The organism is Aminobacter ciceronei (assembly GCF_014138625.1).
GTDB lineage: Bacteria > Pseudomonadota > Alphaproteobacteria > Rhizobiales > Rhizobiaceae > Aminobacter > Aminobacter ciceronei.
The window spans coordinates 290,536-312,562 of record NZ_JACJHY010000003.1 but is presented as its reverse complement, the minus strand read 5'-3'; the positions used below and the strand labels follow the sequence as shown (position 1 = coordinate 312,562).

General features: G+C 64.7%; 21 protein-coding genes and 1 pseudogene. 12 read left to right on the top strand and 10 right to left on the bottom strand.

Annotated elements, in window-relative coordinates; genetic code table 11:
• From HNQ95_RS05460 to HNQ95_RS05445, 4 genes and pseudogenes are all read right to left on the bottom strand, one after another.
• Window positions 1–575, bottom strand: a pseudogene (locus HNQ95_RS05460) (malate synthase G); the annotation flags it as partial.
• Window positions 576–722: 147 nt separating this feature from the next.
• Complete coding sequence (locus tag HNQ95_RS05455; RefSeq protein WP_154384717.1) at window positions 723–2,741, bottom strand: hydantoinase/oxoprolinase N-terminal domain-containing protein; 2,019 nt, start codon at window positions 2,739–2,741, stop codon at window positions 723–725.
• Window positions 2,742–2,915: 174 nt separating this feature from the next.
• Complete coding sequence (locus HNQ95_RS05450; RefSeq protein WP_154384716.1) at window positions 2,916–3,554, bottom strand: CDGSH iron-sulfur domain-containing protein; 639 nt, start codon at window positions 3,552–3,554, stop codon at window positions 2,916–2,918.
• Window positions 3,555–3,960: 406 nt separating this feature from the next.
• A complete protein-coding gene (locus HNQ95_RS05445) occupies window positions 3,961–4,140 on the bottom strand; it encodes a sugar transporter (RefSeq protein WP_154384715.1) in 180 nt (59 codons plus the stop codon).
• Window positions 4,141–4,301: 161 nt separating this feature from the next.
• On the opposite strand from HNQ95_RS05445, the gene HNQ95_RS05440 reads away from it, so the two are divergent.
• Complete coding sequence (locus HNQ95_RS05440) at window positions 4,302–4,766, top strand: hypothetical protein (protein WP_067954485.1); 465 nt, start codon at window positions 4,302–4,304, stop codon at window positions 4,764–4,766.
• Between the two features lie 138 nt (window positions 4,767–4,904).
• Here the strand turns inward: HNQ95_RS05440 and HNQ95_RS05435 are convergent, their stop codons facing one another.
• From HNQ95_RS05435 to HNQ95_RS05420, 4 genes are all read right to left on the bottom strand, one after another.
• Window positions 4,905–6,878: an NAD(P)-binding protein gene (locus tag HNQ95_RS05435; RefSeq protein WP_182573534.1), complete on the bottom strand. Its 1,974-nt coding sequence runs from the start codon at window positions 6,876–6,878 to the stop codon at window positions 4,905–4,907.
• A 376-nt stretch (window positions 6,879–7,254) separates the two neighbouring features.
• Window positions 7,255–9,063 carry a translation elongation factor 4 gene (gene lepA, locus HNQ95_RS05430; protein WP_182573535.1) on the bottom strand — a complete coding sequence of 603 codons (1,809 nt, stop codon included), beginning with the start codon at window positions 9,061–9,063 and terminating at the stop codon, window positions 7,255–7,257.
• A 57-nt stretch (window positions 9,064–9,120) separates the two neighbouring features.
• Window positions 9,121–9,759 carry an NrsF family protein gene (locus HNQ95_RS05425; RefSeq protein WP_182573536.1) on the bottom strand — a complete coding sequence of 213 codons (639 nt, stop codon included), beginning with the start codon at window positions 9,757–9,759 and terminating at the stop codon, window positions 9,121–9,123.
• Between the two features lie 11 nt (window positions 9,760–9,770).
• Entirely contained in the window at window positions 9,771–10,307 is a 537-nt protein-coding gene (locus HNQ95_RS05420; protein WP_067954496.1) for a sigma-70 family RNA polymerase sigma factor, read from the bottom strand.
• Window positions 10,308–10,499: 192 nt separating this feature from the next.
• Here HNQ95_RS05420 and HNQ95_RS05415 point away from each other — a divergent pair, with 192 nt between their 5' ends.
• From HNQ95_RS05415 to HNQ95_RS05380, 8 genes are all read left to right on the top strand, one after another.
• Window positions 10,500–10,787 carry a BufA1 family periplasmic bufferin-type metallophore gene (locus HNQ95_RS05415; protein WP_067954498.1) on the top strand — a complete coding sequence of 96 codons (288 nt, stop codon included), beginning with the start codon at window positions 10,500–10,502 and terminating at the stop codon, window positions 10,785–10,787.
• A gap of 62 nt (window positions 10,788–10,849) precedes the next feature.
• Window positions 10,850–11,737, top strand: coding sequence for an MNIO family bufferin maturase (bufB, locus tag HNQ95_RS05410; RefSeq protein ID WP_154384712.1), 888 nt, complete (start codon window positions 10,850–10,852; stop codon window positions 11,735–11,737).
• Between the two features lie 2 nt (window positions 11,738–11,739).
• On the top strand, window positions 11,740–12,504 hold the full coding sequence (locus HNQ95_RS05405; protein ID WP_182573537.1) for an HvfC/BufC N-terminal domain-containing protein: 765 nt from the start codon (window positions 11,740–11,742) through the stop codon (window positions 12,502–12,504).
• Window positions 12,501–13,004 carry a DoxX family protein gene (locus HNQ95_RS05400; protein WP_154384710.1) on the top strand — a complete coding sequence of 168 codons (504 nt, stop codon included), beginning with the start codon at window positions 12,501–12,503 and terminating at the stop codon, window positions 13,002–13,004. The genes HNQ95_RS05405 and HNQ95_RS05400 overlap by 4 nt, the downstream gene beginning before the upstream one ends.
• A 110-nt stretch (window positions 13,005–13,114) precedes the next feature.
• Window positions 13,115–13,717 (top strand): GNAT family N-acetyltransferase, encoded by a 603-nt coding sequence (locus HNQ95_RS05395; RefSeq protein ID WP_083948223.1) that lies wholly within the window; start codon window positions 13,115–13,117, stop codon window positions 13,715–13,717.
• 36 nt (window positions 13,718–13,753) lie between these two features.
• The gene (locus tag HNQ95_RS05390) at window positions 13,754–14,503 is read left to right on the top strand and encodes a hypothetical protein (RefSeq protein ID WP_154384709.1); all 750 of its coding nucleotides are present in this window, start codon (window positions 13,754–13,756) and stop codon (window positions 14,501–14,503) included.
• A 168-nt stretch (window positions 14,504–14,671) separates the two neighbouring features.
• Complete coding sequence (locus HNQ95_RS05385) at window positions 14,672–14,977, top strand: hypothetical protein (RefSeq protein ID WP_067954508.1); 306 nt, start codon at window positions 14,672–14,674, stop codon at window positions 14,975–14,977.
• Window positions 14,978–15,144: 167 nt separating this feature from the next.
• Entirely contained in the window at window positions 15,145–15,483 is a 339-nt protein-coding gene (locus HNQ95_RS05380; RefSeq protein ID WP_067954510.1) for a hypothetical protein, read from the top strand.
• Window positions 15,484–15,530: 47 nt separating this feature from the next.
• Here HNQ95_RS05380 and HNQ95_RS05375 read toward each other — a convergent pair whose 3' ends face one another.
• Entirely contained in the window at window positions 15,531–17,516 is a 1,986-nt protein-coding gene (locus tag HNQ95_RS05375) for a PhoX family protein (RefSeq protein WP_067954512.1), read from the bottom strand.
• Between the two features lie 253 nt (window positions 17,517–17,769).
• Here HNQ95_RS05375 and HNQ95_RS05370 point away from each other — a divergent pair, with 253 nt between their 5' ends.
• The 3 genes from HNQ95_RS05370 to HNQ95_RS05360 all read left to right on the top strand — a co-directional run bounded on the left by HNQ95_RS05370 (window position 17,770) and on the right by HNQ95_RS05360 (window position 20,619).
• Window positions 17,770–18,456, top strand: a complete 687-nt coding sequence (locus HNQ95_RS05370; protein WP_067954514.1) for a phosphatase PAP2 family protein — start codon at window positions 17,770–17,772, stop codon at window positions 18,454–18,456.
• 89 nt (window positions 18,457–18,545) lie between these two features.
• Entirely contained in the window at window positions 18,546–18,788 is a 243-nt protein-coding gene (locus HNQ95_RS05365) for a helix-turn-helix domain-containing protein (RefSeq protein ID WP_067954516.1), read from the top strand.
• Between the two features lie 85 nt (window positions 18,789–18,873).
• On the top strand, window positions 18,874–20,619 hold the full coding sequence (locus tag HNQ95_RS05360; RefSeq protein ID WP_154384707.1) for a SulP family inorganic anion transporter: 1,746 nt from the start codon (window positions 18,874–18,876) through the stop codon (window positions 20,617–20,619).
• Here the strand turns inward: HNQ95_RS05360 and HNQ95_RS05355 are convergent.
• Complete coding sequence (locus tag HNQ95_RS05355; RefSeq protein ID WP_067954518.1) at window positions 20,616–21,872, bottom strand: Hsp70 family protein; 1,257 nt, start codon at window positions 21,870–21,872, stop codon at window positions 20,616–20,618. The genes HNQ95_RS05360 and HNQ95_RS05355 overlap by 4 nt on opposite strands.
• Window positions 21,873–22,027 lie beyond the last annotated feature (155 nt).

Genomic DNA, 22,027 nt, shown 5'->3' with positions numbered 1-22,027 from the left:
AGCCCGGTCACGTCGCTCCAGCTGCCCTGAGCCAGCGGTGCTGACTGATCCAGGAACGCCTTGGCCCAGGCGATGACCTTTTGGCCACGCTTGGGATTGTAGCCCTTGGTCTTCTCGGCACCGTCAGCATCGGAAATCGCATCGGTGCCGTAGAGCGCGTCATAGAGCGAACCCCAGCGCGCATTGGCGGCGTTCAGCGCATAACGCGCATTCATGACGGGCACGACCAGCTGCGGCCCGGCGACGGTGGCGATCTCGGGATCGACATTCTCGGTGGTGACAGCAAAGGCTGGACCCTCGGGGACCAAATAGCCGATCTCGCTCAGGAACGCCTTGTAGGCCGCCATGTCGTGCGGGGCGCCATGCTTGCGGTACCAGGCGTCGAGCTTGAGCTGGAAGTCGTCGCGCTTTTCCAACAGCGCCCGGTTCTTCGGCGCCAGATCATGCACGATCGCGGCGAAACCTTCCCAGAAGGCCTCCGCATCGACACCCGTCCCTGGCAGAGCCTCCGCGACCACGAAGTCGTGGAGCTCGCGCGCAACAGAAAGGCCATGAAGGGAGACAGTATCGGTCATGAGATGCGCTCCAGAATTCCGGCGCCGCAGGGGCGTTCTAAATAAAGTTTTCGGGCGTTTGGCATGCAAAACGCGCACGGTCAATTCGTCGAATGTTGCAAGGCAGCAATGATTTACGGCCATTGCCGCTGCAAATCGATTTAGCCGTCAAACCGCGATCCGGGGCCGGCCGCTGGCGGTGGCAAGCACATGCGCCTCGATGAACATGCGCTGGCTTTCGACCGTCGAGACTTTGAGATCGACAGTCACTTCGACCTCTGCCGCATCGGTGCCGGCATCGCGAGCCCTCGCGCCAACTATGGCGCGCGCTTCGGCTTCCGCCAGCGCCATCGCCGCCTCCTCGTCGGTGAAATCGCGCAACAATTCGCCGACGGCGACGCGGAACAGACCTTCCTTGGGCTGGCTGACGCGGGCCTCGGCCGTCACGCGGACCTGGCCGACAACCGCCCCCAGCGCGTTGGCGACGTCGGTATCCCTAGGCACCACGCATTCGTTACCGACCAGCGGCGGCAGGCCGGCATAATGCAGCGGGGCCGAGGCGCCGAGACCGATGACCGGACGGTCGAGCGCGACCGTGAAGCGAGCGATGCCAGGATGGGCGTCGACGGCGCGCTGTACCAGGGCGTGTGCCACGGTTGCAGCACCGTCGAGCCCATCCTCGGCGAAGGCGGTTTCGAGGATCACCTCCGCCGACAGGCGGGTCAACGTCGCCAGCACGCGTTCGGCAATCGCCTCCGGGCTCGCCGCGACCGGCTGGCCGCGACCGTCGCGCTTGCGGGCGAACAGCTCGGCGCCGAGCCTGGCCGCCGCCTCGTCCCAATTGGCCTGGCGGCCAAGCACATGAGCGGCGTCCGAAGGCGTGAAGCCACAGACATGGACAAGCCCGCGCGACACCAGCCGATTGAGCGTGGCATTCTGGGCGTTGGAGGTGAGCAGGCGGTCGATCGGCTGCGGCACGCCGGTAATCTGGTCGTAGAGCTTTGCCTCCGGCGCGGTCAACCCTGCCGCCAGTTGCTCGGGCACGCCGGTGCGCACAGCAAAACGGCCATCCATGCGGCCGGGATTGGGGGCGCGCAGCTGGCGTTCCAGCTCCACCGAGACCGCCTCGCCATGGACCATGCCGGCAAGCGCCAGCGGCACCAGGCGGCGCGGGCCGAGCGACATCTTCGGCTTCAGCCCGCCTTCCTCCAGCGACACCTCGGAATCGCCACCGAGGCCGAAGGTGCGCATGGCGACAGCCTCGACCATGGTGCGGAAGCCGCCGACGGTGGCGCCCTCGGGGTCGAGGCGCGGGCGGCCATGGTCGAGCACGGCGACATCGGTGGTGGTACCGCCGATGTCGGAGACGACAGCATTGTCGAGCCCGGTCATGTGACGGGCGCCGACGAGGCTGGCAGCGGGACCGGACAGGATTGTCTCGATCGGCCGCTGGCGGGCGAATTGGGCAGACACTAGCGCGCCATCACCGCGCACCACCATCAAGGGCGCATTGATCTTGCGCTTGTCGAGGAACCCTTCGGTCGCGGCGACGAGGCGGTCGATCATCGAGATCAGGCGGGCATTGAGCAGCGTGGTCAGGGCCCGGCGCGGGCCGCCGAGCTTGGCCGACAACTCGTGGCTGGTGGTGACTGGCATGCCCGTCGCCTCGCGGATAAGGTCGCGGGCGGCGGTCTCATGAGCCGGGTTGCGGGTGGCGAAATAGGCGCAGACGGCGAAGCCCGAGACGGATTTCGCCAATTCTGGCAAGGCCGCTTCGAGGGCTCCGAGATCAAGCGTGCGGGCGTTGCCGTGGACGTCATGGCCGCCCTCGCACAGCACCAGCGGATCGGTGCCGAGCGCGGTCTTCAGCCCGTCGCGGGCGAGGTCAGCCTCGGAGAAGCCGATCATGACCAGCGCCACGCGCCCGCCCTGGCCCTCGACCAAAGCGTTGGTGGCAAGCGTCGTCGACATCGACACCAGCTTGATGGCGGCGGGGTTGACGCCAGCCTTGTCCAGCACCGCGTCGACCGCGCCCGAAATGCCAACCGCCAGGTCGTGGCGGGTGGTCAGCGACTTGGCCTTGGCCAGCACCCTGCCCTGCGGGTCAAGCGCCTCGGACCACAATACGGCGTCGGTGTAAGTGCCGCCGGTGTCGATACCGAGATAGAGAGGATGGCTGGCGTGCATGCGCTGGGCTTCCGGCGTTCGTGAGTTCCGTTCCGCTTAGCCGATATCGCCTGCAAAGCAAAATTGGCCAGCCTGATGAAACGACCGGCTCAGCTCAGCACGTCATGCAATGAAGCCTGCCCTCCGCTGTGGCTACGGGCGCTTAGCCGTTTGCCAAGCCAAATCGTTGGCTTGTCATCGACCTTCCGTCGACCACGACACGCGCTTGTGGGTGTTGTCGCACCAGGGCTTGTTGGCCGACTGGCCGCAGCGGCAAAGCCAGACTTTTGTCGCGCGGTCGATCGTGTGGCCGGTGCCGGTGACGATCTCGACATTGCCCTCGAGCTTGAGGTTGCCGTTGGGCTGCGGCGTGACGACCAGCGGCCCATCCCGGGCAGCGAGCGGCTGGGACTGCTTCAACACCGGCTCACCGGTGGCGACAAAGCCGGTCTTGGTGTGGCTGCCGTCGCAGAACGGCTTGTTCTCAGAGGCACCGCAGCGGCACAAGGTGGCGCGATGGAAGGTCTCGCCGTTGAAGACGATTTCGGCATGCACGGCCAGCGGCCCGTTCTCGCGGATGCGAACCGTGTTGACCACCGGCGGCGCCTCAGCCGGCCCGCCATCCCGGCGGCGATAGGTGAGGGCGCCCGAAGGACAGCTTTCGGCGATCGCCACGATCTGCTCGACAGACGCCGCGTCCGGGTGAATCCATTCGCCCGGCGCATTGGGCTCGAAGACATGAGGATTGGCGAGAACGCAATTGCGCGAGTGGATGCAGCGACGACCGGAAAAGCCGACATCGATCTTCTCGCCCTCGACCATGCCCTTGGCCATGTTTTTCGCGGCCTCCGTGGATATGGGCCGAGCTTATCGCTACCGCGTTCGCTGGCAAGGGCTGCTTGCGCTAGACGCAGATTCTGAGGGCTTGCGTTCCTTCGCACCCCCCTCTGGCCTGCCGGCCATCTCCCCCGCAAGGAGGGAGATCACGCTGTCATCGTCGCCGCGCCCAATCGCCGAGACAGTAAGCTGAATCCCCGCAATCTTGCAGGACTTGCGCCGCCGGCGACGCGACTAATCTCCCTCCTTGTGGGGGGGTGCGATGAGGTCCGCGCAGCGGACGAAAAGCCAATTGCTTGGCTTTTCGAGCATCGAACGCCGGCAGGCCAGAAGGGGGGGGGTGCGAAGGAACGATACCAAGCAGAAAAAAGCGAAGCAGCCTGCGGAGCAAGTTCATCCCCGCTCAACCCTGCGAAATCTGTTCGTCCTGCTCGACCGTCAGCGGCTTGACACCTGCCGGCAGCGGCTCGACGACGGGCTGCACGGCAACAGGTGGGGCGGCGACGGGCGCTGGCGGCACCGGCGCACGGGAGGCGCAGGCGGAGAGGGTGGCCAGGGCAAGAAGGGCGGTGAGCAATTTCATGGGGCGGGCGTTACGCGGAAGCTGTGGCGGGATCGCGGCGGCAGATGAGCCCGAGGTGCCGGCAAGGTCAAGCCATCGCTTGCCGGCCTTCGCGGGCAGTTGCTGACAGAAGCCTGTCAGCAGGGGTCTGCTATTCCTGGGCAAACCAATGGGAGGATGGCATGAGCGGCTTTGACGATTTCGATTTCCTGATCGGCGACTGGACGGTGACCAACGAACGCCTGCGCGCGCGGCTGGTGGGTTCCACCGAATGGGAGACGTTCACCGCGTTCTCGCACATCGAAAAGGTGATGCAGGCACCCGACGGCACGTTCGGCGGCAATCTCGACCAGATGACGGTGCCAGAGCGCGGCTTCACCGGCATGACGCTCAGGCTCTACAACCCGGAGACGGGGCTGTGGTCGATCTACTGGAGCGACACAAAGAGTTATCGGCTGTTCCCGCCGACGATCGGGAGGTTCGAGGACGGGCGTGGCATCTTCTATGGCGACGATGTCGAGGGCGGTGTGCCGGTGCGCGTGCGGTTCCTCTGGACTGGCGGGGAGGAACCGCGCTGGGAACAGGCGATGTCCAGGGATAGTGGCGAAACGTGGGAGGTGAACTGGGTGATGCGGTTTGGGAGGTAGCGATAGAGCCCACTCATCTTGCGTATCCGTGATGGCTGACACGACATTTAAGAGCTGGTTTGCGCTGCCCCTCATCCGGCCCTGCGGGCCACCTTCTCCCCGTGAACGGGGAGAAGGATAAAGCGTCGATCGCCCGCTTTAGAGCCCGATCTTCTCCGCCGGAGGCCCCGGGAAGCGGGCATAGTCGGGCGCTCCTTCAGGCGTCCCCAGCAGATCCCGTACCGCACGCACGCCCTGGTCGATCGCCGAATGGGCGTAGGCGTAGGCGCCGCTGTCGGCGTTGGCGATCGAGATGCGGCCCCATGGCTTGCGCGCGGCTTCGATGGGCAGCGGGCCGTCGGGCCAGAAACGGTCGCCGGGGCGCATATATTCGTAGGCGTAGCCGTGCGACCAGCGATTGCAGGTGATGGCCTCTATGTCGCGAGCGGGGTCGAAGCCGCCGCCTGACAGGGCGCGGCCGAGCAGGTCGCGGATCGAGCGCTCCATCTCCTCGAAGCTCAGCGCCATCATTGCCCGCCGCCCGGCCAGCGCCTGTTCGCGCGGGGCAAGGCCCGGGCTGGTCATCACCTTGGAGAGGTGCAAGATGACGGGATCCTCAGGCTTGTCGGCGAATTTGTAGGCGCCCATCGAGACGGGGAAATCGATGTCGGCGCCGCTCCAGAAATCGCCGCGCGCCCTGAAACCGTCGATCTTGAGCTTGTCGAAGGCCTCCCAGTTGCGCAGCTGGACGTTGGCGTAGATCAGCGGCACCTTCTGCTGGTCGTTGAGGGCAGTTGTCTGCTCAGTGCCGAGTTCGTCGGTGAGATAGGGAATGACCCGGTGCCAGCAGGCGAGCACGACGTGCCCGGCCTTGATGCTGACCGGCTTGCCCTTGATATCGGCATAGGTGACGGTAACCGAGCTGGCGCTGCCTGGGGCGCCATCATGCGCGACCTTGACGACTGTCGAATTCAGCCTGATGCGGACAGCGTTTTCCGGCTTGTCGAGGGCTGAATAGTCGACGGTTTCGGTAACCAGCTCCTCCATTGTCGTGCCGGCAAGCGCGCCTGGCACCAGCGCGCGTACCAGAGCGCGGGCGATGCCGGCATTGCCGTCGGGGAAATGGTAGATGTAGTCGTCGGGGTCGGTGAAGGCGAGACGGCCGGACGGGCTGTTGTATTTCGACACAGCCTCGCCGAGATCCATACCGTCAAAACCCGGATTTCCGTTGGCGCGCGCGTCGAGTGCGCTCGCAGTGTCGATGCCGACGCCGAAATAGCCATTGGTCGAGGTGGCAAAATAGTCAGCGACTTGCGGGTCGACCTTGGCATGGTCGAGCAGGAACGCCCTGTAGGTGATCTCCGACAGTTTCTGCAGGCGCTGCTCGCTGTTTAGGCCGGGCAGATAGTCGCCGGGCGCTTCCATAAGCTGGATCAGGTCGGCCTTGGCCTTGTCGTTGAGCGGTGTGTTGGCCACCCATTCGGCCGGCTTGCCCTTGCGGATCACCAGCCTGTCCTCGCCCCACTGCTCCTTGGAGAAGAAGATGGCGCCCGACAGGCCGCGATCATCGGACCATTTCTGATCGTAGAAGGTTTCGAAGCGTTTCGGTTCGATGCCGATGTCGGCGAGCAGCGCGTTGACGGCGGGGCTGAAGTAACTCGGCGTCTGCATCGACTGGCTGCCGCCATAACCGATCAGCTTCGAACCATTCGAAGCGGTGAATTCGTTGCGCTTGGCGTGGCCGCCGAAATCGGCGAGCGGATCGACGATCAGCACACGCTTGTCGGGGCCGGCCTGTTTGCGGAAGGCATGTGCGGCGGCAAGGCCCGAAATACCGGCACCGACGACGACGAGGTCGTAGCTCTCGGCGCTCGACGTGACCGGGCCGGCGTCGGACCAGTAGGTGCCGTCGCGGACGGCATGCATGACATTCTGGGCAGTGTCGGTCTGCCCCTGCAGCTCCGCAGCGGCAGGCGGGTAGGCGGTGGCGGCAGCTTGCGCGCGTGCCTGGCCGGGGCCCATGGCGCGCAAGGCCACCGCGCCGCCGATCGCCATCGCCACGCCGTCCATGAAATCGCGCCTTGTTATGGCGCGGTCCATACCCAGTTTCTTGTCCTTTTCAGTCCAGTTCATGATGTTCCCTCTGGCAGAATGCGAGGGGAAGGCTAGCCATCTTCACGATGCCAGTAAATCGACAGAACAGTCGAAGACGCGTGGCCGCGAATAATTCGACGCTGCGGTGCAATACGCGTTTGCACTGCGGGATGACTGTAGATGGAGTGGAGACGATTGTTGAGGGCGAGATAAGCCGGGTCGCGATCAGCATGCGGCATTGATACTTTTAGGAGATCGCGCAGAGTTGCGCCGCCCCTCATCCGGCCCTGCGGGCCACCGCCCTCCGTTATGGCTCCGGGCGTTCGTCGCTTCAGTCGACACATCATTGTCGACTGATCGAACGTTGGCCGGGCACTCCTCACCCCCGTGAACGGGGAGAAGGAAAAAGAGAACGCTAGTTGTCGCCCATCTTGAGCGCCTGGATAAAGGCTTCCTGCGGGATGTCGACCTTGCCGAACTGGCGCATGCGCTTCTTGCCCTCTTTCTGCTTCTCGAGCAGCTTGCGCTTGCGGGTGACGTCGCCGCCGTAGCACTTGGCGGTGACGTCCTTGCGCAGCGCCGAGATGGTCTCGCGGGCAATGACCTTGCCGCCGATGGCGGCCTGGACGGGGATCTTGAACATGTGCTGCGGGATCAGCTCCTTCAGCTTCTCGACCATGACGCGGCCGCGCTTTTCCGCGGCGGTGCGATGGACGAGCATCGACAGCGCGTCGACGGGCTCCTCATTGACCAGGATCGACATCTTGACGAGGTCGCCCTCGCGGTAGTCGGTCAGGTGATAGTCGAAGGAGGCGTAGCCCTTGGAGATCGACTTCAGGCGGTCATAGAAATCGAACACGACCTCGTTGAGCGGCAGATCGTAGACCAGCATGGCGCGCTTGCCGACATAAGAGAGGTCGGCCTGAATGCCGCGGCGCTCCTGGCAGAGTTTCAGGATCGAGCCGAGATAATCGTCCGGGGTGAGGATGGTGGCGCGGATCCACGGCTCCTCGATCGCGGCGATCTTGACCACGTCGGGCATGTCGGCGGGATTGTGCAGTTCCTTGGTCGACCCGTCATTGAGGTTCATGCGGTAGACGACGCTGGGGGCGGTGGCGATGAGGTCGAGGTTGAACTCGCGCTCGAGCCGCTCCTGGATGATCTCGAGATGCAGCAGGCCGAGGAAGCCGCAGCGGAAACCGAAGCCGAGTGCGGCCGAGGTTTCCATTTCGAAGGAGAAGCTGGCGTCGTTGAGGCGCAGCTTGCCCATGGCGGCGCGGAGGTCCTCGAAATCGGCGGCGTCGACCGGGAACAGGCCGCAGAACACCACCGGCTGGGCCGGCTTGAAGCCCGGCAGGGCCTTTGCGGTGGGGCGCTTGTCCTCGGTGATGGTGTCGCCGACGCGGGTGTCGGCCACTTCCTTGATCGAGCCGGTGAAGAAGCCGAATTCACCCGGGCCGAGTTCGTCGACCTGGACCATCTTCGGCGTGAAGACGCCGGTACGCTCGACCAGATATTTGGCGTTGGTCTCCATCATCCGGATGGTCTGGCCCTTCTTGAGCTTGCCATCGATGATGCGCACCAGGACGATGACGCCGAGATAGGTGTCGTACCAGCTGTCGACCAGCATCGCCTTGAGCGGCGCGTCGATGTCGCCCTCGCGCGGCGGCGGCAACTGGGTGACGATCGCCTCGAGCACGTCCTCGATGCCGAGGCCGGTCTTGGCCGAGATGTGGACGGCTTGCGAGGCGTCGATGCCGATGACTTCCTCGACCTGCTCCTTGATGCGCTCGGGCTCGGCGGCGGGCAGGTCGATCTTGTTGAGGACGACGACGATCTCGTGGTTGTTGTCGATGGCCTGGTAGACGTTCGCCAGTGTCTGCGCCTCGACGCCCTGGGAAGCGTCGACGACGAGCAGCGAGCCCTCGCAGGCCGACAGCGAGCGCGAGACTTCATAGGCGAAGTCGACGTGTCCGGGCGTGTCGATCAGGTTGAGGATGTAATCCTCGCCATTGTTGGCACGGTAGTTGAGCCGAACGGTCTGAGCCTTGATGGTGATGCCGCGCTCGCGCTCGATGTCCATGTTGTCGAGGACCTGCTCGGTCATCTCGCGCAGTTCCAGCCCGCCGGTGGACTGGATCAGCCGGTCGGCAAGCGTCGACTTGCCATGATCGATATGGGCAACGATGGAGAAATTGCGGATGTGGTCGAGCGGTGTGGTCATGCGCCGCGCTTTAGCAGGGGCCGCAAGGGTTAACAAGCGCGGCTTTGCGGCGCTTTGCTACCAGCGCAGGACGTACCGGCCGGCGATCGCGCCGACGACGGTCAGGATGGCGATGGCCAGCGTGTACCAGGTGGCGACGAAAAACGGCGAGTCGTCGAAGCAGTGGGCGGCGTAGAGCGTCGCGGCAAGGCCGCCGGCGAGCAGGCCGCAGGCGGCACCGGCGAGGCTGGGCCGCGTCGGCGCGCCCTGGCGCATGGCGACGAGGAAGATGGCGAGCGGGCCGAGACCGATGAGTGGGATCAGCGTCAGGCAAACCATGTTGTTGGTGCCGACAAGCCGGGTCGCCCATTCAGAAGGGGCAATGGTGGTGAGTTCGATCAGGACCGCGCCGAGCAGGATGGCGGGTGCGGCAGCGAGCAACGCGACACGCATGCCAAGCCGTGCACCGGGACGGGCGAGTGCAATAGCCACCGCACCCGATGTGGCAACCAGCGCCAGGGTGACAACGAATTTGAGGAGGAAACGCCAGGTTTCGGCGGCGGCGGCAAAATCGGCGCGCGGGCCGGCGACGACGGAAAAGACGACAGCGGCAATGACGCTTGCCGCAACGAAGGCGGCGCGCAGCAGCGTGCCGAACGAACGCCGGCCTGCTGCCGCGTCGCTGGAAATCGCCGTGATGAGATTCTTCGTTTCCATTTCCGTTCCGTTCAGTCCTGTCTGAAGCGATGCGCGATCGCCTTGAGGCCGCGATGCAGCGCCACCCGCACCGCCGTCTCGGTCATGCCAAGCGCATTGGCCGTCTCGCCGATCGAGGCGCCCTCGACCGAAACCGAGGCAACGACACTGCGCTGCACCGGGGCCAGGCCGTCGAGCGCACGGCCGATGTCGCGCTCGCCCACTTCGTCCTTCTCGGGCTCGGCGAGCGTTTCGGCGAAGTCTGCGATGTCGACCTCAATGCGCTTGCCGCGGCGGCGGAAGGCATCGATCAGCTTGTAGCGGGCGATGGCGTAGACCCAAGGCGTCACTGCTTCATCCTGGCGCCAGGTATGACGCTTCAGATGAATCGCAAGCAGAACCTCCTGGACGACATCCTCCGGCTCGACGCCGCCATGCACGATACGTCTGCGGCAGTATCCGCGCACCAATTGCGCCACGCCATCGAGAAAGGCAGCGTATGCGCCTTCGTCACCTGAAATTGCCGCCCTGAAAAGCCGAGCGAGTTCGGCGTCATCCGTCCTCGTCAAGCCTGTCTTCCTTCTCTTCGGCTTAAAAAGCCGTTTGTTACTTCAGTCGACGCAGAAATGTTACAACGCCAACTGCCGTCTCACTCACGAAACCGTGTTCACGGCCCGGCGTAACGAATGGCGAGGTGCCGGCGAAGTCGACGGCATGGGACGCAGAACGCTTCCCTGTCAATCCTTTATCAGGAGAACGTCATGAATCGCCAGACCCTAGCCCTTGCTCTCGCCGGCTCGCTCGCATCGGCACTTGCCTCGTCCGCCTTTGCCGCCCCGCTGCCGGCTGAAAAGATGGTCGGCATGGAAAAGTGCTACGGCATTTCGCTGAAGGGCCAGAACGATTGCGCCGCGGGAGCAGGCACGACCTGCGCCGGCACCTCGACCATGGACTATCAGGGCAACGCCTGGAAGGCCGTGCCGGCCGGCACCTGCACGACGATGGACGTCGACGGTCACAAGGGCATGCTCGAGCCAACTGCCATGTGATGCACATGGGGCCCGGCGCGCCGGGCCCCATCTCGCCTGCCCGACCCATCCGAGCACCCAGCATGAATACCGGTACACAAAGCGGCCAGTCCCTACCCGCCCGCGCGGGCCTTGGCCTCAAACCCGAGCACATAGGCGAAATCATCGCGACCGAGCCCGAAATCGGCTTCTTCGAGGTCCATGCCGAGAATTATATGGGCGACGGCGGTGCGCCGCACCGGACACTGTCCGAGATCGTTGCGCGCTATCCGCTGTCGCTGCACGGCGTCGGATTGTCGATCGGGGCCGAACGACCACTCGACAAGGCGCATCTGGCGCGGCTGCGGCGGCTGATCGACCGCTACCAGCCGCAGTCCTTTTCCGAACATCTGGCCTGGTCGACGCATGACGCCGGCTTCCTGAACGACCTGCTGCCGCTGCCCTATACGAACCGGACGCTGGCGCATGTCAGCGCCCATGTCGACGAGGTGCAGCAGGCGGTGGGGCGGCGCATGCTGCTCGAAAATCCCTCGACCTACATCCTGTTCGAAGACAGCACGATCGACGAGATCGACTTCCTCGACGCCATTGCCGAAAGGACCGGCTGCGGGCTGCTGCTCGACGTCAACAACGTGATGGTGTCGGCCATCAACCACAGGCTCGACCCGTTCGCTTACATCGACCGCTTCCCGGTCGAGCGCGTCGGCGAGATCCACCTCGCCGGCTATGACGAGACCGTCGACGGCGCCGGTGACCGGCTGCTGATCGACGCCCACAATTCGACAGTCGCCGACGACGTCTTTTCGCTCTATCGCCACACGATCGGCCGCACCGGCCCGGTACCGACGCTGATCGAATGGGACAATGACGTGCCGGCCTTTGCCGTGCTGCTGGCGGAGGCCACGCGCGCCGAGGCCGTGCTCGACGAGGCAGCGCTGCGGCGCGATGCGCGGTTTTCCAGGCGCGCGTGACGATGGACCAGAACACGTTTGCCTCAGCCTTGCTCGATGCCACACGACCGCTGCCGGACGGCGTGACCAGCGCGCGCGGCGAGGCTGATGCGGCGCGCTTCGCCGTCTACCGCAACAATGTCGCGGTTTCGCTCTCCAAGGCGCTGAGCCAGCGTTTCCCGGTTCTGCGGCGGCTTGTCGGCGACGACTTCTTCAACGGCATGGCACGCGCCTTCATCGCAACGACGCTGCCCGATAGCCCGGTGATGTTTGCCTATGGCGACAGCTTTCCCGATTTCGTCGCCGGCTTCGCCCCGGCCGCCGCCCTGCCCTATCTCGCCGACACGGCGCGGCTGGAGGCCTACTGGACCCGCGCCTACCACGCCGCCGACATCGTTCCGCTCGACGTCGCGGCGCTGGCAAGGCTGGCGCCCGAGCGGCTCGGCAGCGCCACCCTCATTGCGCATCCGGCGGCGGCGCTGGTTCGTTCGAAGTTTTCCATCGGGACGATCTGGCAGGCCCACCAGGGCGACGAGGTCCGCGTGCAGACGGTGCTCGAGCCGGAGAGCATCGTGATCACCCGGCCGGACATCGAGGTGGCCGTGCATGTCATCGCCGAGGCGGACGCGGTGTTCGCGGCAGCGCTGTTGCGCGGCGACAGCATCGGCGACGCCGCGGCTGAAGCCTTCGACACGGACCCGGCATTCGACTTCGGCCGCGCCATCGTCGGCCTGGTCGCGCTCGGCATGTTCGCCGGCGTGGCTGACCAACAAGGAGACATGAGATGAGCGACATCAACCACGCGCCAATGGCGCACAAGGCCGGCTTGGGCTCCGCGATCCGGCGCATTGAGTCAGCGATTGCGGCGATCCCCGAGGCGCTGCCACTCCTGGCGCTGCGCTTTGCCATCGCCGTGCCGTTCTTCAAGTCGGGACTGACCAAATGGGACGGCTTCCTGACGCTGTCCAACGGCGCGCGCTATCTGTTTACCCAGGAGTTTTCGCTGCACATCCTCGGCAGCCAGTACCCCTATCCGGCGCCGATCCTGATGGCGACGCTGGCAGGCATCGGCGAGATTGTGCTGCCGATCCTGCTGGTGCTGGGGCTCGGCACGCGCTTTGCCGCCCTCGGCATCCTGGCGATGACGGCAGTGATCCAACTGACGGTGCCGGAGGGCTGGGCCAATTTCCATCTGCCCTGGGCGGCGATGGCATTGGCGCTGGCTGCTTATGGGGGCGGACAGCTTTCTCTGGACAGGCTGGTTGGCCTTGGCGCACGTAAAGACTGAGGTGGTGGCGGGCCTGCCCGAGACACACGCGGTCGGCGGTTGACGCCGCCCGGAACGCGCGCTCCTATACTGCCGCAGCGAGGGGACGCTGTGGACTGGAGGAGCATGTCATGCCCGAAAAGGCGCACCGCGACGAGGGTTTGACTGCCGAGGCGCGGCCCGCCACCAAGGAGGACGCCGCGATCCTGGCCAAGCTGGTCAACATGGCTGGCGACGGGCTGCCGCTTTATCTCTGGACCAAGATGGCCGAAGGTGGCGACCCCTGGGAGGTCGGCCGCCAGCGGGCGCAACGCGAGCAAGGCAGCTTTTCCTATCGCAACGCGGTGGTACTGGAACATGGCAAGGTGATTGCCTGCCTGATCGGCTATCCGATCGAGCCGTCGTTGCCCGACCCCGACACGCCGGCGATGTTCGTGCCATTCAACATGCTCGAGGCGATGGCGGTGGGCAGCTGGTATGTCAACGTCATGGCGACGCTGCCGGAGGCACGGGCGCGCGGCTACGGCTCGCGGCTACTGGCCATGGCCGACGCGATCGCCGAGGCCACCGGCTGCACCGGCACCAGCCTGATCGTTTCGGACGCCAACACCAAGGCCCGCCATCTCTATGAAAGCGTCGGCTATCGCGAGGTCGCCTCCGAGCCGATGGTCAAGGATGGCTGGACCGGTGCAGGCGAGAACTGGGTGCTGATGGTCAAGCCGCGAACGGGATGAGCGCGCAGGGGGAACCCGCCGCATGGACGTTTCAGGATGAAATTCTGCAACGACAACGTCATGGCCTTTGACGCGTCGCGCCGGGTCTTCGGTCCCGGCGAGACGCTGACCTTCGACGATGCCTATAGGCTTGCCCATCTGCCGCTGGTTGCTCCAGGCCATGCCGAGATCATTGCCGGCAAGGACGGCACGGATTATCGCAATGGCCGCTATGACACGCCGCGCCATTCGCTTGTCGTCCCCATCGACGCCCAGGCGCTCGGCCGCAGCGATACGTTCCAAGCATTCGAGGCGGAGCTGCGTTCGTTTTCGTTCAGCGACAAGATCGCCTGGCAGCTCGGCCGCGAGCGCGCCGGCAAGCTGCATGCCACCATCGTCGGTGGCCTGTCCGAGCCCGACATCGCGCGGTGCGTGCAGGCTGTGACCGTAGCGCTCGCGCCGCTGGGAGCACTTGCCCTGCGCCTCGGCGGGCCGTTCCTCGGCCGGATCAACACCGGCCGGATCTACCTGCCGGTCTATCCCTGCTGCCACCACGACGAAGATGTCTTCGGCCTGGTCCAGCAAGCCTGCGGCGCGCGGCAGACCCGCTTCCATGTGGTCGGCCTCTACCATTTCGCGGCGGCTCTGACCGCTGCGGAGACGACTGATCTGGCAGGATTGGCGGAGCGGTGGCGGCGGCGCGTGTTGGCCGAACTGCCGGTGACGTCGCTGGCGGTGATGGCGACGAACGACGACCTGGCGCTTTCCGGGCGGATTGTTGCAACGATCCCCGTGAGTGGCGAATAGGCTGTCGGGTTGCCGCCCGACAGCCTGTTTTCGCGGGATGGCAAGAGGCCTCAAAGATCGTCCGAACTTTTTTCCAGCTCCGCCGTGAACCTTCTTCTCCAGCCCCGACACACACGATCGTGGCGGCCGGTGAGCCGCAAGATCAAAGTGTCCCAGAGGAGAACCGAAATGAACATGACCAACACCATCATCCGCTCGTCGCTGATCGCGACGCTCGCACTTTCGATGTCGGCCTTTGCCGGTGCTGCATCGGCTGCCCAGCTCAAGGCCCGCGTGCCGGCACCGCCGCCGCACCAGCTCGGCCTCAAGGCGCCGGGCGGCGGACAGACCCACGGCCATGTCGAGACCTGCAACAACAAGGCGTCGTGCAACCTGATGATCTCCTATTGCATCAGCCATGGCGGCGACTGGGAGGAGACCGGCACACCGGGCCCGCAGGGCGAACCGCAGAAGGGCAAGTGTACCTATCCCTGATGGAATCAGGGGTTCCCAAGACCTGAAGCCAAGCGCCCTCCCGTTTCCGGACGGGAGGGTTTTTGCGTCGCATGGCGCCATAACGTTGGAGCGTGTCGCCGCTTTGCTTGACGTTGGCGCGGCATTCGGAGCAAATCGCCGGACATTTGTGGGAGCTTGCCTGAAAAATGTCCGTCGTCGGCCTTTCGCTGCTCGGTTTTTCGACCGTCATCTTCCTCATCGCCGCGATGGTCGCCAAGACCTGGGGCGTCGAGCCGACCATCGGCAAGCTGGTGGTGACGCTGATCCTCTATTCGCTGGGCAACCTGATCATGTTGCGCCTGGTGCGGGACTTCGGCATGTCGGTGTCGTTCTCGCTGTCGGCGGTGATCCAGTTGATCGCCGTCAACGCGGTGGCCATCATTTATTTTGGCGAGAAGCTGAGCGGCATACAGGGCATCGGCGTCGGGCTCGCGGTGGTGGCGGTGGCGCTGATCACGCTCGGGCCGGCGCTGGCCGGAAAATGAAAACGGCCGCTGAACGCGGCCGCTTCCCTCAGGCACAAAGACTTCTATCAGACGGCGATCTTGCCGCCGCCCTGCCTGGTGATGGCGACGACGGCCGGTCGGACCGGCATATCGGGCTTGAAGTCGGGCCAGCGCGTCGACAGGTCCTCATAATAGGACGGACGGCCAAAGCCTTCCCAATCCTCGCCACCGTCGGCCGGATGCTGGACGGCAACGAATGCGGTCTGGTCGTCGGGCGTGAACAGCGGGCCGCACATCTCGGCGCCGACAGGCACGCGGAAGAACAGCTTCGAGGTGGCGCGCGCCGCGCCCTCGGTGTCGACGGCCCACAGGCCGTCGGTGCGGCCGGTGGCCTTGGGCGAATTTCCGTCAGTCGACACCCACAGGCGGCCGGCGGAGTCGACGGCGCAGTTGTCGGGCATTCCGAACCAGCCATTTTGGGTGGTCGAAGTCGAAAATGACGCGCCGACCTCGGCGACCGACGGGTCACCACACTTGAGCAGCACTTCCCACTTGCCCTTGGTGGCGGTGAAATCGCTGCCGTCCTCGATCAGTTCGATGATGTGGCCGAAGGCGTTTTCGGCGCGCGGGTTGGCAGCGTCGACCTGGTCGGCCTTGCGCTTGGTGTTGTTGGTCAGCATGACATAGACCTTGCCGTTGACGGCATTGGGCTGGATGTCCTCGGGGCGGTCCATCTTGGTGGCACCGAGCAGGTCGGCGGCGCGGCGCGTCTCGATGACCACGTCGGCCTGGCTGACAAAGCCGTTGTCGGCCGTGAGCGGGCCGTCGCCCTGGACCAGCGGCAGCCAGGCGAAGGTGCCGTCCTCGGCGAATTTGGCGACGTAGAGCGTGCCGTCGTCGAGCAGGTCGAGATTGGCGGCACGGTCGTCGGGGTTGAACTTGCCCTTGGTCACGAACTTGTAGACGTAGTCGAAGCGCTCGTCGTCGCCGAGATAGAAGACGACGCGGCCGTCGCTGGCCACGATGGATTCAGCGCCCTCGTGCTTGAAGCGACCGAGTGCCGTGCGCTTCTTAGGCAGCGAGTTCGGGTCGTTGACGTCGACCTCGACGATCCAGCCGAAGCGGTTGGGCTCATTCGGTTCCTTGGAGACGTCGAAGCGGTCGTAGAACTTGAACCACTCATAAGTGCCTTCCGGCACGCCGAGGCGCTTGTAGTTGGCGGCCTCCGGATGATCGGCCGGCAGCTCGCCACCGAAATAACCGTGGAAGTTTTCCTCAGCCATGATGTAGGTGCCCCAGGGCGTGACGCCGCCGGCGCAGTTGTTGAGCGTGCCGTACACCTTGGTACCGGTGGCATCGGCATTGGTCTTCAGGCGATCATGGCCGGCGGCCGGGCCGGTCAGCTGCATCTCGGTGGTCGAAGTGATGCGGCGGTTGAGCTTGCCGTCGCGGACCGGATGCCACTTGCCCGCTTCCTTGCGGATCTCGACGATGGTGCCGCCATGGGCCGCCATCTCGATGTCGACGCGCTTCTGGTCCGCTGGCGCGACCTCGATCTTGCCCTCGACGATCTTGACGATGCCGGGGAACATCAGGTGCTCGTTGGTGTATTCGTGGTTGACCACCAGCAGGCCGTGCTCGGACGAGCCTTCGAGGGCGATATAGCCGACATAATCGTTGTTGTAGCCGAACTGCTTGGCCTGGGCTTCCGCCGACTGGTTGGTCGGATCGAATTCGGGCGCGTCGGCGAAGATCGGATCACCCCAGCGCAACAGCACGTCGGCGTCGTAGCCAGCGGCGACGTGATGCTTGTCGTCGATGCCGGCCTCGATCTCGTCGAAGGCAAAAGCGGAGGCAGAGGCGGCGCGGGCGTCGTCGGCGAGCAGGATTGCGATGGGGCTTACGGTTGCGGCGATGGCCGAGACGGCGAGCGAACCCTGGAGGAAGCTGCGGCGGGAGAAGCGCTTGGCGATGATGTCGCCCATGGTGCGGTTGTCGGTCGGGTTGTGACCGGGACCGTCATTCTCCTCGAGCATCGAGGTGCGGAATTTCTGATCATGGGGCTGGTTCATGGCGTCGACCTCTGGCTGGGGTGTTCGGCTTGGGGTTCGCCGAGACCGCTAGTTGCCGTGCATAACAACAGCATGACAGATTGGCCGAAAATCCACAGCACCCAAAAACGTGACCTGAGTGCTCACGCGAGTTGGTTTGCTGCGACCTTTTGCATTGCATGCCTTTTCTTTGGGAAAGCCATCCCCACCTGTTGCGAATGGGTCGGGAAGCGGCCATCCCAAGGGCAGAACAGCCCCGAGACACGGCAGGACGATGCAGCAGAGATTGTGGAACAGGATCGAGTTTTCGCTTTTGGCGGCGGGCATCATCATTGCCGGCGGCCTGTGGGGCTTCGTCGAGTTGTCGGAGATCGCCCGCGACGCCGCACCGCACGCCTTCGATACCGACATCCTGCTGTTCTTCCGCGCGGCCGGCAACACCGCCGATCCGATCGGCCCCTCCTGGGTGGAAGAGGCGATGCGCGATATCACAGCGCTGGGCAGCGCCTCGGTGCTGATCTACATCACCGCGATCAGCATCATCTATCTCGGCATGTCCAGGCGCTGGGGACCGGCGCTGTTCGTATTCGTCTCGGTCGCCGGCGGCCAGGTGCTGTCGAGCCTGCTCAAGCTCGGCATCGACCGCCCCAGGCCCGACCTCGTGCCGCATCTGGCGCAGGTGCACACGATGAGCTTTCCAAGCGGCCACGCCATGCTATCGGCGGTCACCTATCTGACGCTGGGGGCGCTGCTGGCACGCTTCCTGCCCGGGCGGGCGGCGACGGTCTTCGTCTTTGCCATCGGCATCCTGACCACGCTCATGGTCGGCATCAGCCGCGTCTATCTCGGCGTGCACTGGCCTTCGGACGTGCTAGCGGGCTGGTGCGCGGGCTTTGCCTGGGCGACTTTGTGCTGGCTGATCAGCCGCCGCTTCATGCGGCCGGCCGAGGCCGATGAATGATATGGGGCTCAGGCATCAATAATGATGCTTGAAACATCATCATGAATGTATGATACATTCGTGATGCGGATCGAGACGGGACCACCTCAGTGATCACAGCCGCACAGATGCGCGCCGCAAGAGCGCTGGCAGGCATCGACCAGAAGACGCTCGCCGAAATGGCCGGTGTCTCGGTGCCGACGATCCAGCGCATGGAAGCAAGCGAGGGCGTGGTGCGTGGCGTGGTCGATACGCTGACCAAGGTCATCCAGGCGATCGAAGATGCCGGGGTGGAACTGATCGGCGAGAGCGAGACCGGCGGTCGGGGCGTGCGCCTGAAGAAGAAGGCGTGAAGCTTCCGGCTATCCGCATGATGTAGTCGCGACGGCGACCGCCGACAGTCTTGCCGACGAAGCCGCCGCGTTTCCAGTGGTGCGGATGATGAATGCAGGCGGCAATCCAAGGCGATACGGATCAGGGAAGCACGGGCAACCGACTTTCGCGGAACTGTTCACGCCCAAGCTGGTGACTGTTTTCCGCGAGGGCTATGGCGCGCTGCAGTTCAAGGCCGACGCGATTTCGGGGCTGACGGTGGCAATCGTGGCTCTGCCATTATCGATGGCAATCGCCATCGCATCGGGTGTGTCGCCTGACAAAGGGCTGTTCACGGCAATCGTCGGCGGCTTCATAGTCTCGGCTCTCGGCGGCAGCCGCTTCCAGATCGGTGGTCCGGCAGGCGCCTTCATCGTTCTGGTGGCGGCAACGGTGGCGCGCGAAGGCGTGGACGGGCTGATCCTCGCCACTGTCATGGCTGGGGTGTTCCTGGCGGCGATCGGCTATCTCCGGCTCGGAACCTACATCAAGTTCATTCCCTATCCGGTGACGGTGGGTTTCACCGCAGGCATCGCCGTGATCATCTTCGCCAGCCAGATCAGCGAGATGTTCGGACTGACGCTCAGCGGCAAGGAACCGGGTCCGCTTGTGCCGAAGTTGATGGCACTGGTTGATGCGATGGGCACGCTCAACATCGCGGCCCTGGCGATTACGGTGCTGACCATTGGCACCATCCTGATGCTCAAACGCTGGCGCCCCGGCTGGCCGGGCATGCTGATCGCGGTCGGCGTCGCTTCCATGGCCGTTGCCCTGCTGGACCTGCCGGTAGAAACCATCGGCACGCGTTTCGGTGGCATTCCGCGCGGCCTGCCCTGGCCTGCCCTGCCCAGCTTCGGTGTGGACAAGGCGATTGCGGTACTGCCGGACGCGCTTGCCTTCGCGCTGCTCGGCGCGATCGAGTCACTGCTGTCCGCCGTCGTTGCCGACGGCATGACCGGCAGGCGGCATCGCTCGAACTGCGAACTGGTGGCACAAGGCTTTGCCAATATCGGTGCCGCGCTGTTTGGAGGCATCTGCGTGACCGGTACGATTGCCCGAACGGCAACCAATGTGCGGGCGGGCGCGCACGGCCCGGTATCAGGCATTCTGCATTCGCTGTTCTTGCTCGCCTTCATGCTGGTAGCCGCACCGCTTGCCGCCTACATCCCGCTCGCAGCTCTCGCCGGTGTGCTGGCGGTCGTGGCCTGGAACATGATCGAAAAGCAGGCCTTCGCGACACTGATCCGCTCGTCATGGGGGGACGCGCTGGTGCTGATGGTCACATTCCTGCTGGTGGTGTTCCGCGACCTGACCGAAGGCATCGTCGTCGGCTTCGCGCTCGGTTCGATCCTGTTCATCGACCGCATGGCAAAAAGCATCGCGGTGGAGAGCGATCAGCCACTGGTGCAGGAGGATGTCGCCGACGCCACCAATGGCAGCCGCCACGCCTATGAGGCGAGCGATGCGGGCGATGCCGACACCGTCATCTACCGTATCTCGGGCGCGTTCTTCTTTGGCGCGGCCTCGACGGTGGGGGCTGTGCTCGACCGCATCGCCGACCAGCGCAAGAATTTCATTCTCGACTGCTCGGGCGTGCCGTTTCTCGATTCCACCGCAGCGAACGTGCTCGAAGGCGCCGCACGCAAGGCACGGCAGGCAGGTGTCCGCTTCTTCATCACAGGAGCATCGCCGCAGACGCGACGGATGCTGATCAACCACGGCGTCAAGCATCCCGCCGTCAGTTACGCCGCCTCAGTGCGGGACGCACTCGACCTGCTCAAGCCCGGGAAGACCAGCACCCTGGAGCGTTAAGCAAATTTGCGCTGGGCGTCGAGGGCGAGGCCGAGACCGACGGAGCCGAAGGCGTCACCCTGTACGATCTGGGCGCCCGGCACCAGCGCCAGGATGCTTTCGCGCGCCAGCGGGATGGCGGTCGAGCCGCCGGTCAGGAACACGGCGGTGATGTCCTTGGCGCCGACCTGCGCTTCGGCAAGAGTGTCGGCGACGGTCGCGGTAACGCGCTCGACGGCACCGCGGATAGTGTCTTCCAAGCCTTGCCTGGTCAGCGACGCCGTGAACTTGGCGCCCGGCAGGGCGACGTCGATGGCGGTTTCGGTCGCATCGGTCAGCTCGATCTTGGCCTTTTCGACCTTGGTCGCCAGCGCGTGACCGAAACGCTGATCGACGACCTCGATCATCCTGTCGATAAGATCGGGACGCTCGGCCTCGAAGCGGATTGCGCGCAAGTCGAGCATCGCCTTGGGCGTGTAGAGCAGGTTGATGCGCTGCCAGGTGGCGAGGTCGATGAAATAGCCCGCCGGCAGGTTGCGTTTGCCGTCCTTGGTCGGCGTGAGGTAGCCGAGTTCGGGCATGACGTGGGCAATCGACAGCAGGCGGTCGAAATCAGTACCGCCGATATGGACACCGCGATTGGCCAGGATGTCGGCCTTGCGGTCGCCGGAAGTGGCGCGCTCGGGCGAGACGCGGACGATGGAGAAGTCGGAGGTGCCGCCGCCCATGTCGACGATCAGCGCCAGTTCCTCGCGCGTCACCGTGCGCTCATAGTCGAGTGCGGCGGCGATCGGCTCGAACTGGAAATCGATGTGCTTGAAGCCCTGGGCGCGGGCGGCTTTTTCGAGCTCGCTCTGGGCAGCCGCGTCGGCCTCGGGATTGTCGTCGACGAACTGCACCGGACGGCCGAGCACGACGTTTTCGACCGGTTCGCCGACGTGGTTCTCCAGGCGGTCCTTGAGATGGCCGACGAACATGCCGACGATGTCGGTGAAGGCGATGTAACGCGCCTTGATGCGCGTCTTCTCATGCACCAGCGAGGAGCCGAGCACGCTCTTCAGCGCGCGCATCAGGCGGCCTTCGGCGCCGTCGGTGTATTCGCCGATGGCGCGGCGACCAAGGGCCGTCTGGTTGTCCTCGAAGTTGAAGAAGATGGCCGACGGCAGCGTGACGTTTTCACCCTCGAGCGCAACGAGGCGCGGACGGCCGTTCTCGATAACGCCGACGGTCGAATTGGAAGTGCCGAAGTCTATGCCGCCGAAAGCCGGTCGCATCACCTAGTCCTGAATTTTGTGCATGAACGGGCGACCCCATGCGTCTGCCGGGCCGCAATCGGACCGTGCGCCTACACGACGGGGGGACGAATGTCGATCTCTCCAGGGCATTTTCTGAGCGTACAGGGCAAATTCCTGAAAAATGTGAACGCTGG

What these genes read in the sequence shown, in the direction of transcription:
- lepA (WP_182573535.1), bottom strand. Translation starts at nt 9,063, where the DNA reads ATGACCACACCGCTCGACCACATCCGCAATTTCTCCATCGTTGCCCAT.
- HNQ95_RS05425 (WP_182573536.1), bottom strand. Translation starts at nt 9,759, where the DNA reads ATGGAAACGAAGAATCTCATCACGGCGATTTCCAGCGACGCGGCAGCA.
- HNQ95_RS05455 (WP_154384717.1), bottom strand. Translation starts at nt 2,741, where the DNA reads ATGCACGCCAGCCATCCTCTCTATCTCGGTATCGACACCGGCGGCACT.
- HNQ95_RS05395 (WP_083948223.1), top strand. Translation starts at nt 13,115, where the DNA reads ATGCCCGAAAAGGCGCACCGCGACGAGGGTTTGACTGCCGAGGCGCGG.
- HNQ95_RS05385 (WP_067954508.1), top strand. Translation starts at nt 14,672, where the DNA reads ATGAACATGACCAACACCATCATCCGCTCGTCGCTGATCGCGACGCTC.
- HNQ95_RS05390 (WP_154384709.1), top strand. Translation starts at nt 13,754, where the DNA reads ATGAAATTCTGCAACGACAACGTCATGGCCTTTGACGCGTCGCGCCGG.
- HNQ95_RS05380 (WP_067954510.1), top strand. Translation starts at nt 15,145, where the DNA reads ATGTCCGTCGTCGGCCTTTCGCTGCTCGGTTTTTCGACCGTCATCTTC.
- HNQ95_RS05440 (WP_067954485.1), top strand. Translation starts at nt 4,302, where the DNA reads ATGAGCGGCTTTGACGATTTCGATTTCCTGATCGGCGACTGGACGGTG.
- HNQ95_RS05405 (WP_182573537.1), top strand. Translation starts at nt 11,740, where the DNA reads ATGGACCAGAACACGTTTGCCTCAGCCTTGCTCGATGCCACACGACCG.
- HNQ95_RS05375 (WP_067954512.1), bottom strand. Translation starts at nt 17,516, where the DNA reads ATGAACCAGCCCCATGATCAGAAATTCCGCACCTCGATGCTCGAGGAG.
- HNQ95_RS05360 (WP_154384707.1), top strand. Translation starts at nt 18,874, where the DNA reads ATGATGAATGCAGGCGGCAATCCAAGGCGATACGGATCAGGGAAGCAC.
- HNQ95_RS05415 (WP_067954498.1), top strand. Translation starts at nt 10,500, where the DNA reads ATGAATCGCCAGACCCTAGCCCTTGCTCTCGCCGGCTCGCTCGCATCG.
- HNQ95_RS05400 (WP_154384710.1), top strand. Translation starts at nt 12,501, where the DNA reads ATGAGCGACATCAACCACGCGCCAATGGCGCACAAGGCCGGCTTGGGC.
- HNQ95_RS05355 (WP_067954518.1), bottom strand. Translation starts at nt 21,872, where the DNA reads ATGCGACCGGCTTTCGGCGGCATAGACTTCGGCACTTCCAATTCGACC.
- HNQ95_RS05435 (WP_182573534.1), bottom strand. Translation starts at nt 6,878, where the DNA reads ATGAACTGGACTGAAAAGGACAAGAAACTGGGTATGGACCGCGCCATA.
- bufB (WP_154384712.1), top strand. Translation starts at nt 10,850, where the DNA reads ATGAATACCGGTACACAAAGCGGCCAGTCCCTACCCGCCCGCGCGGGC.
- HNQ95_RS05370 (WP_067954514.1), top strand. Translation starts at nt 17,770, where the DNA reads ATGCAGCAGAGATTGTGGAACAGGATCGAGTTTTCGCTTTTGGCGGCG.
- HNQ95_RS05445 (WP_154384715.1), bottom strand. Translation starts at nt 4,140, where the DNA reads ATGAAATTGCTCACCGCCCTTCTTGCCCTGGCCACCCTCTCCGCCTGC.
- HNQ95_RS05450 (WP_154384716.1), bottom strand. Translation starts at nt 3,554, where the DNA reads ATGGCCAAGGGCATGGTCGAGGGCGAGAAGATCGATGTCGGCTTTTCC.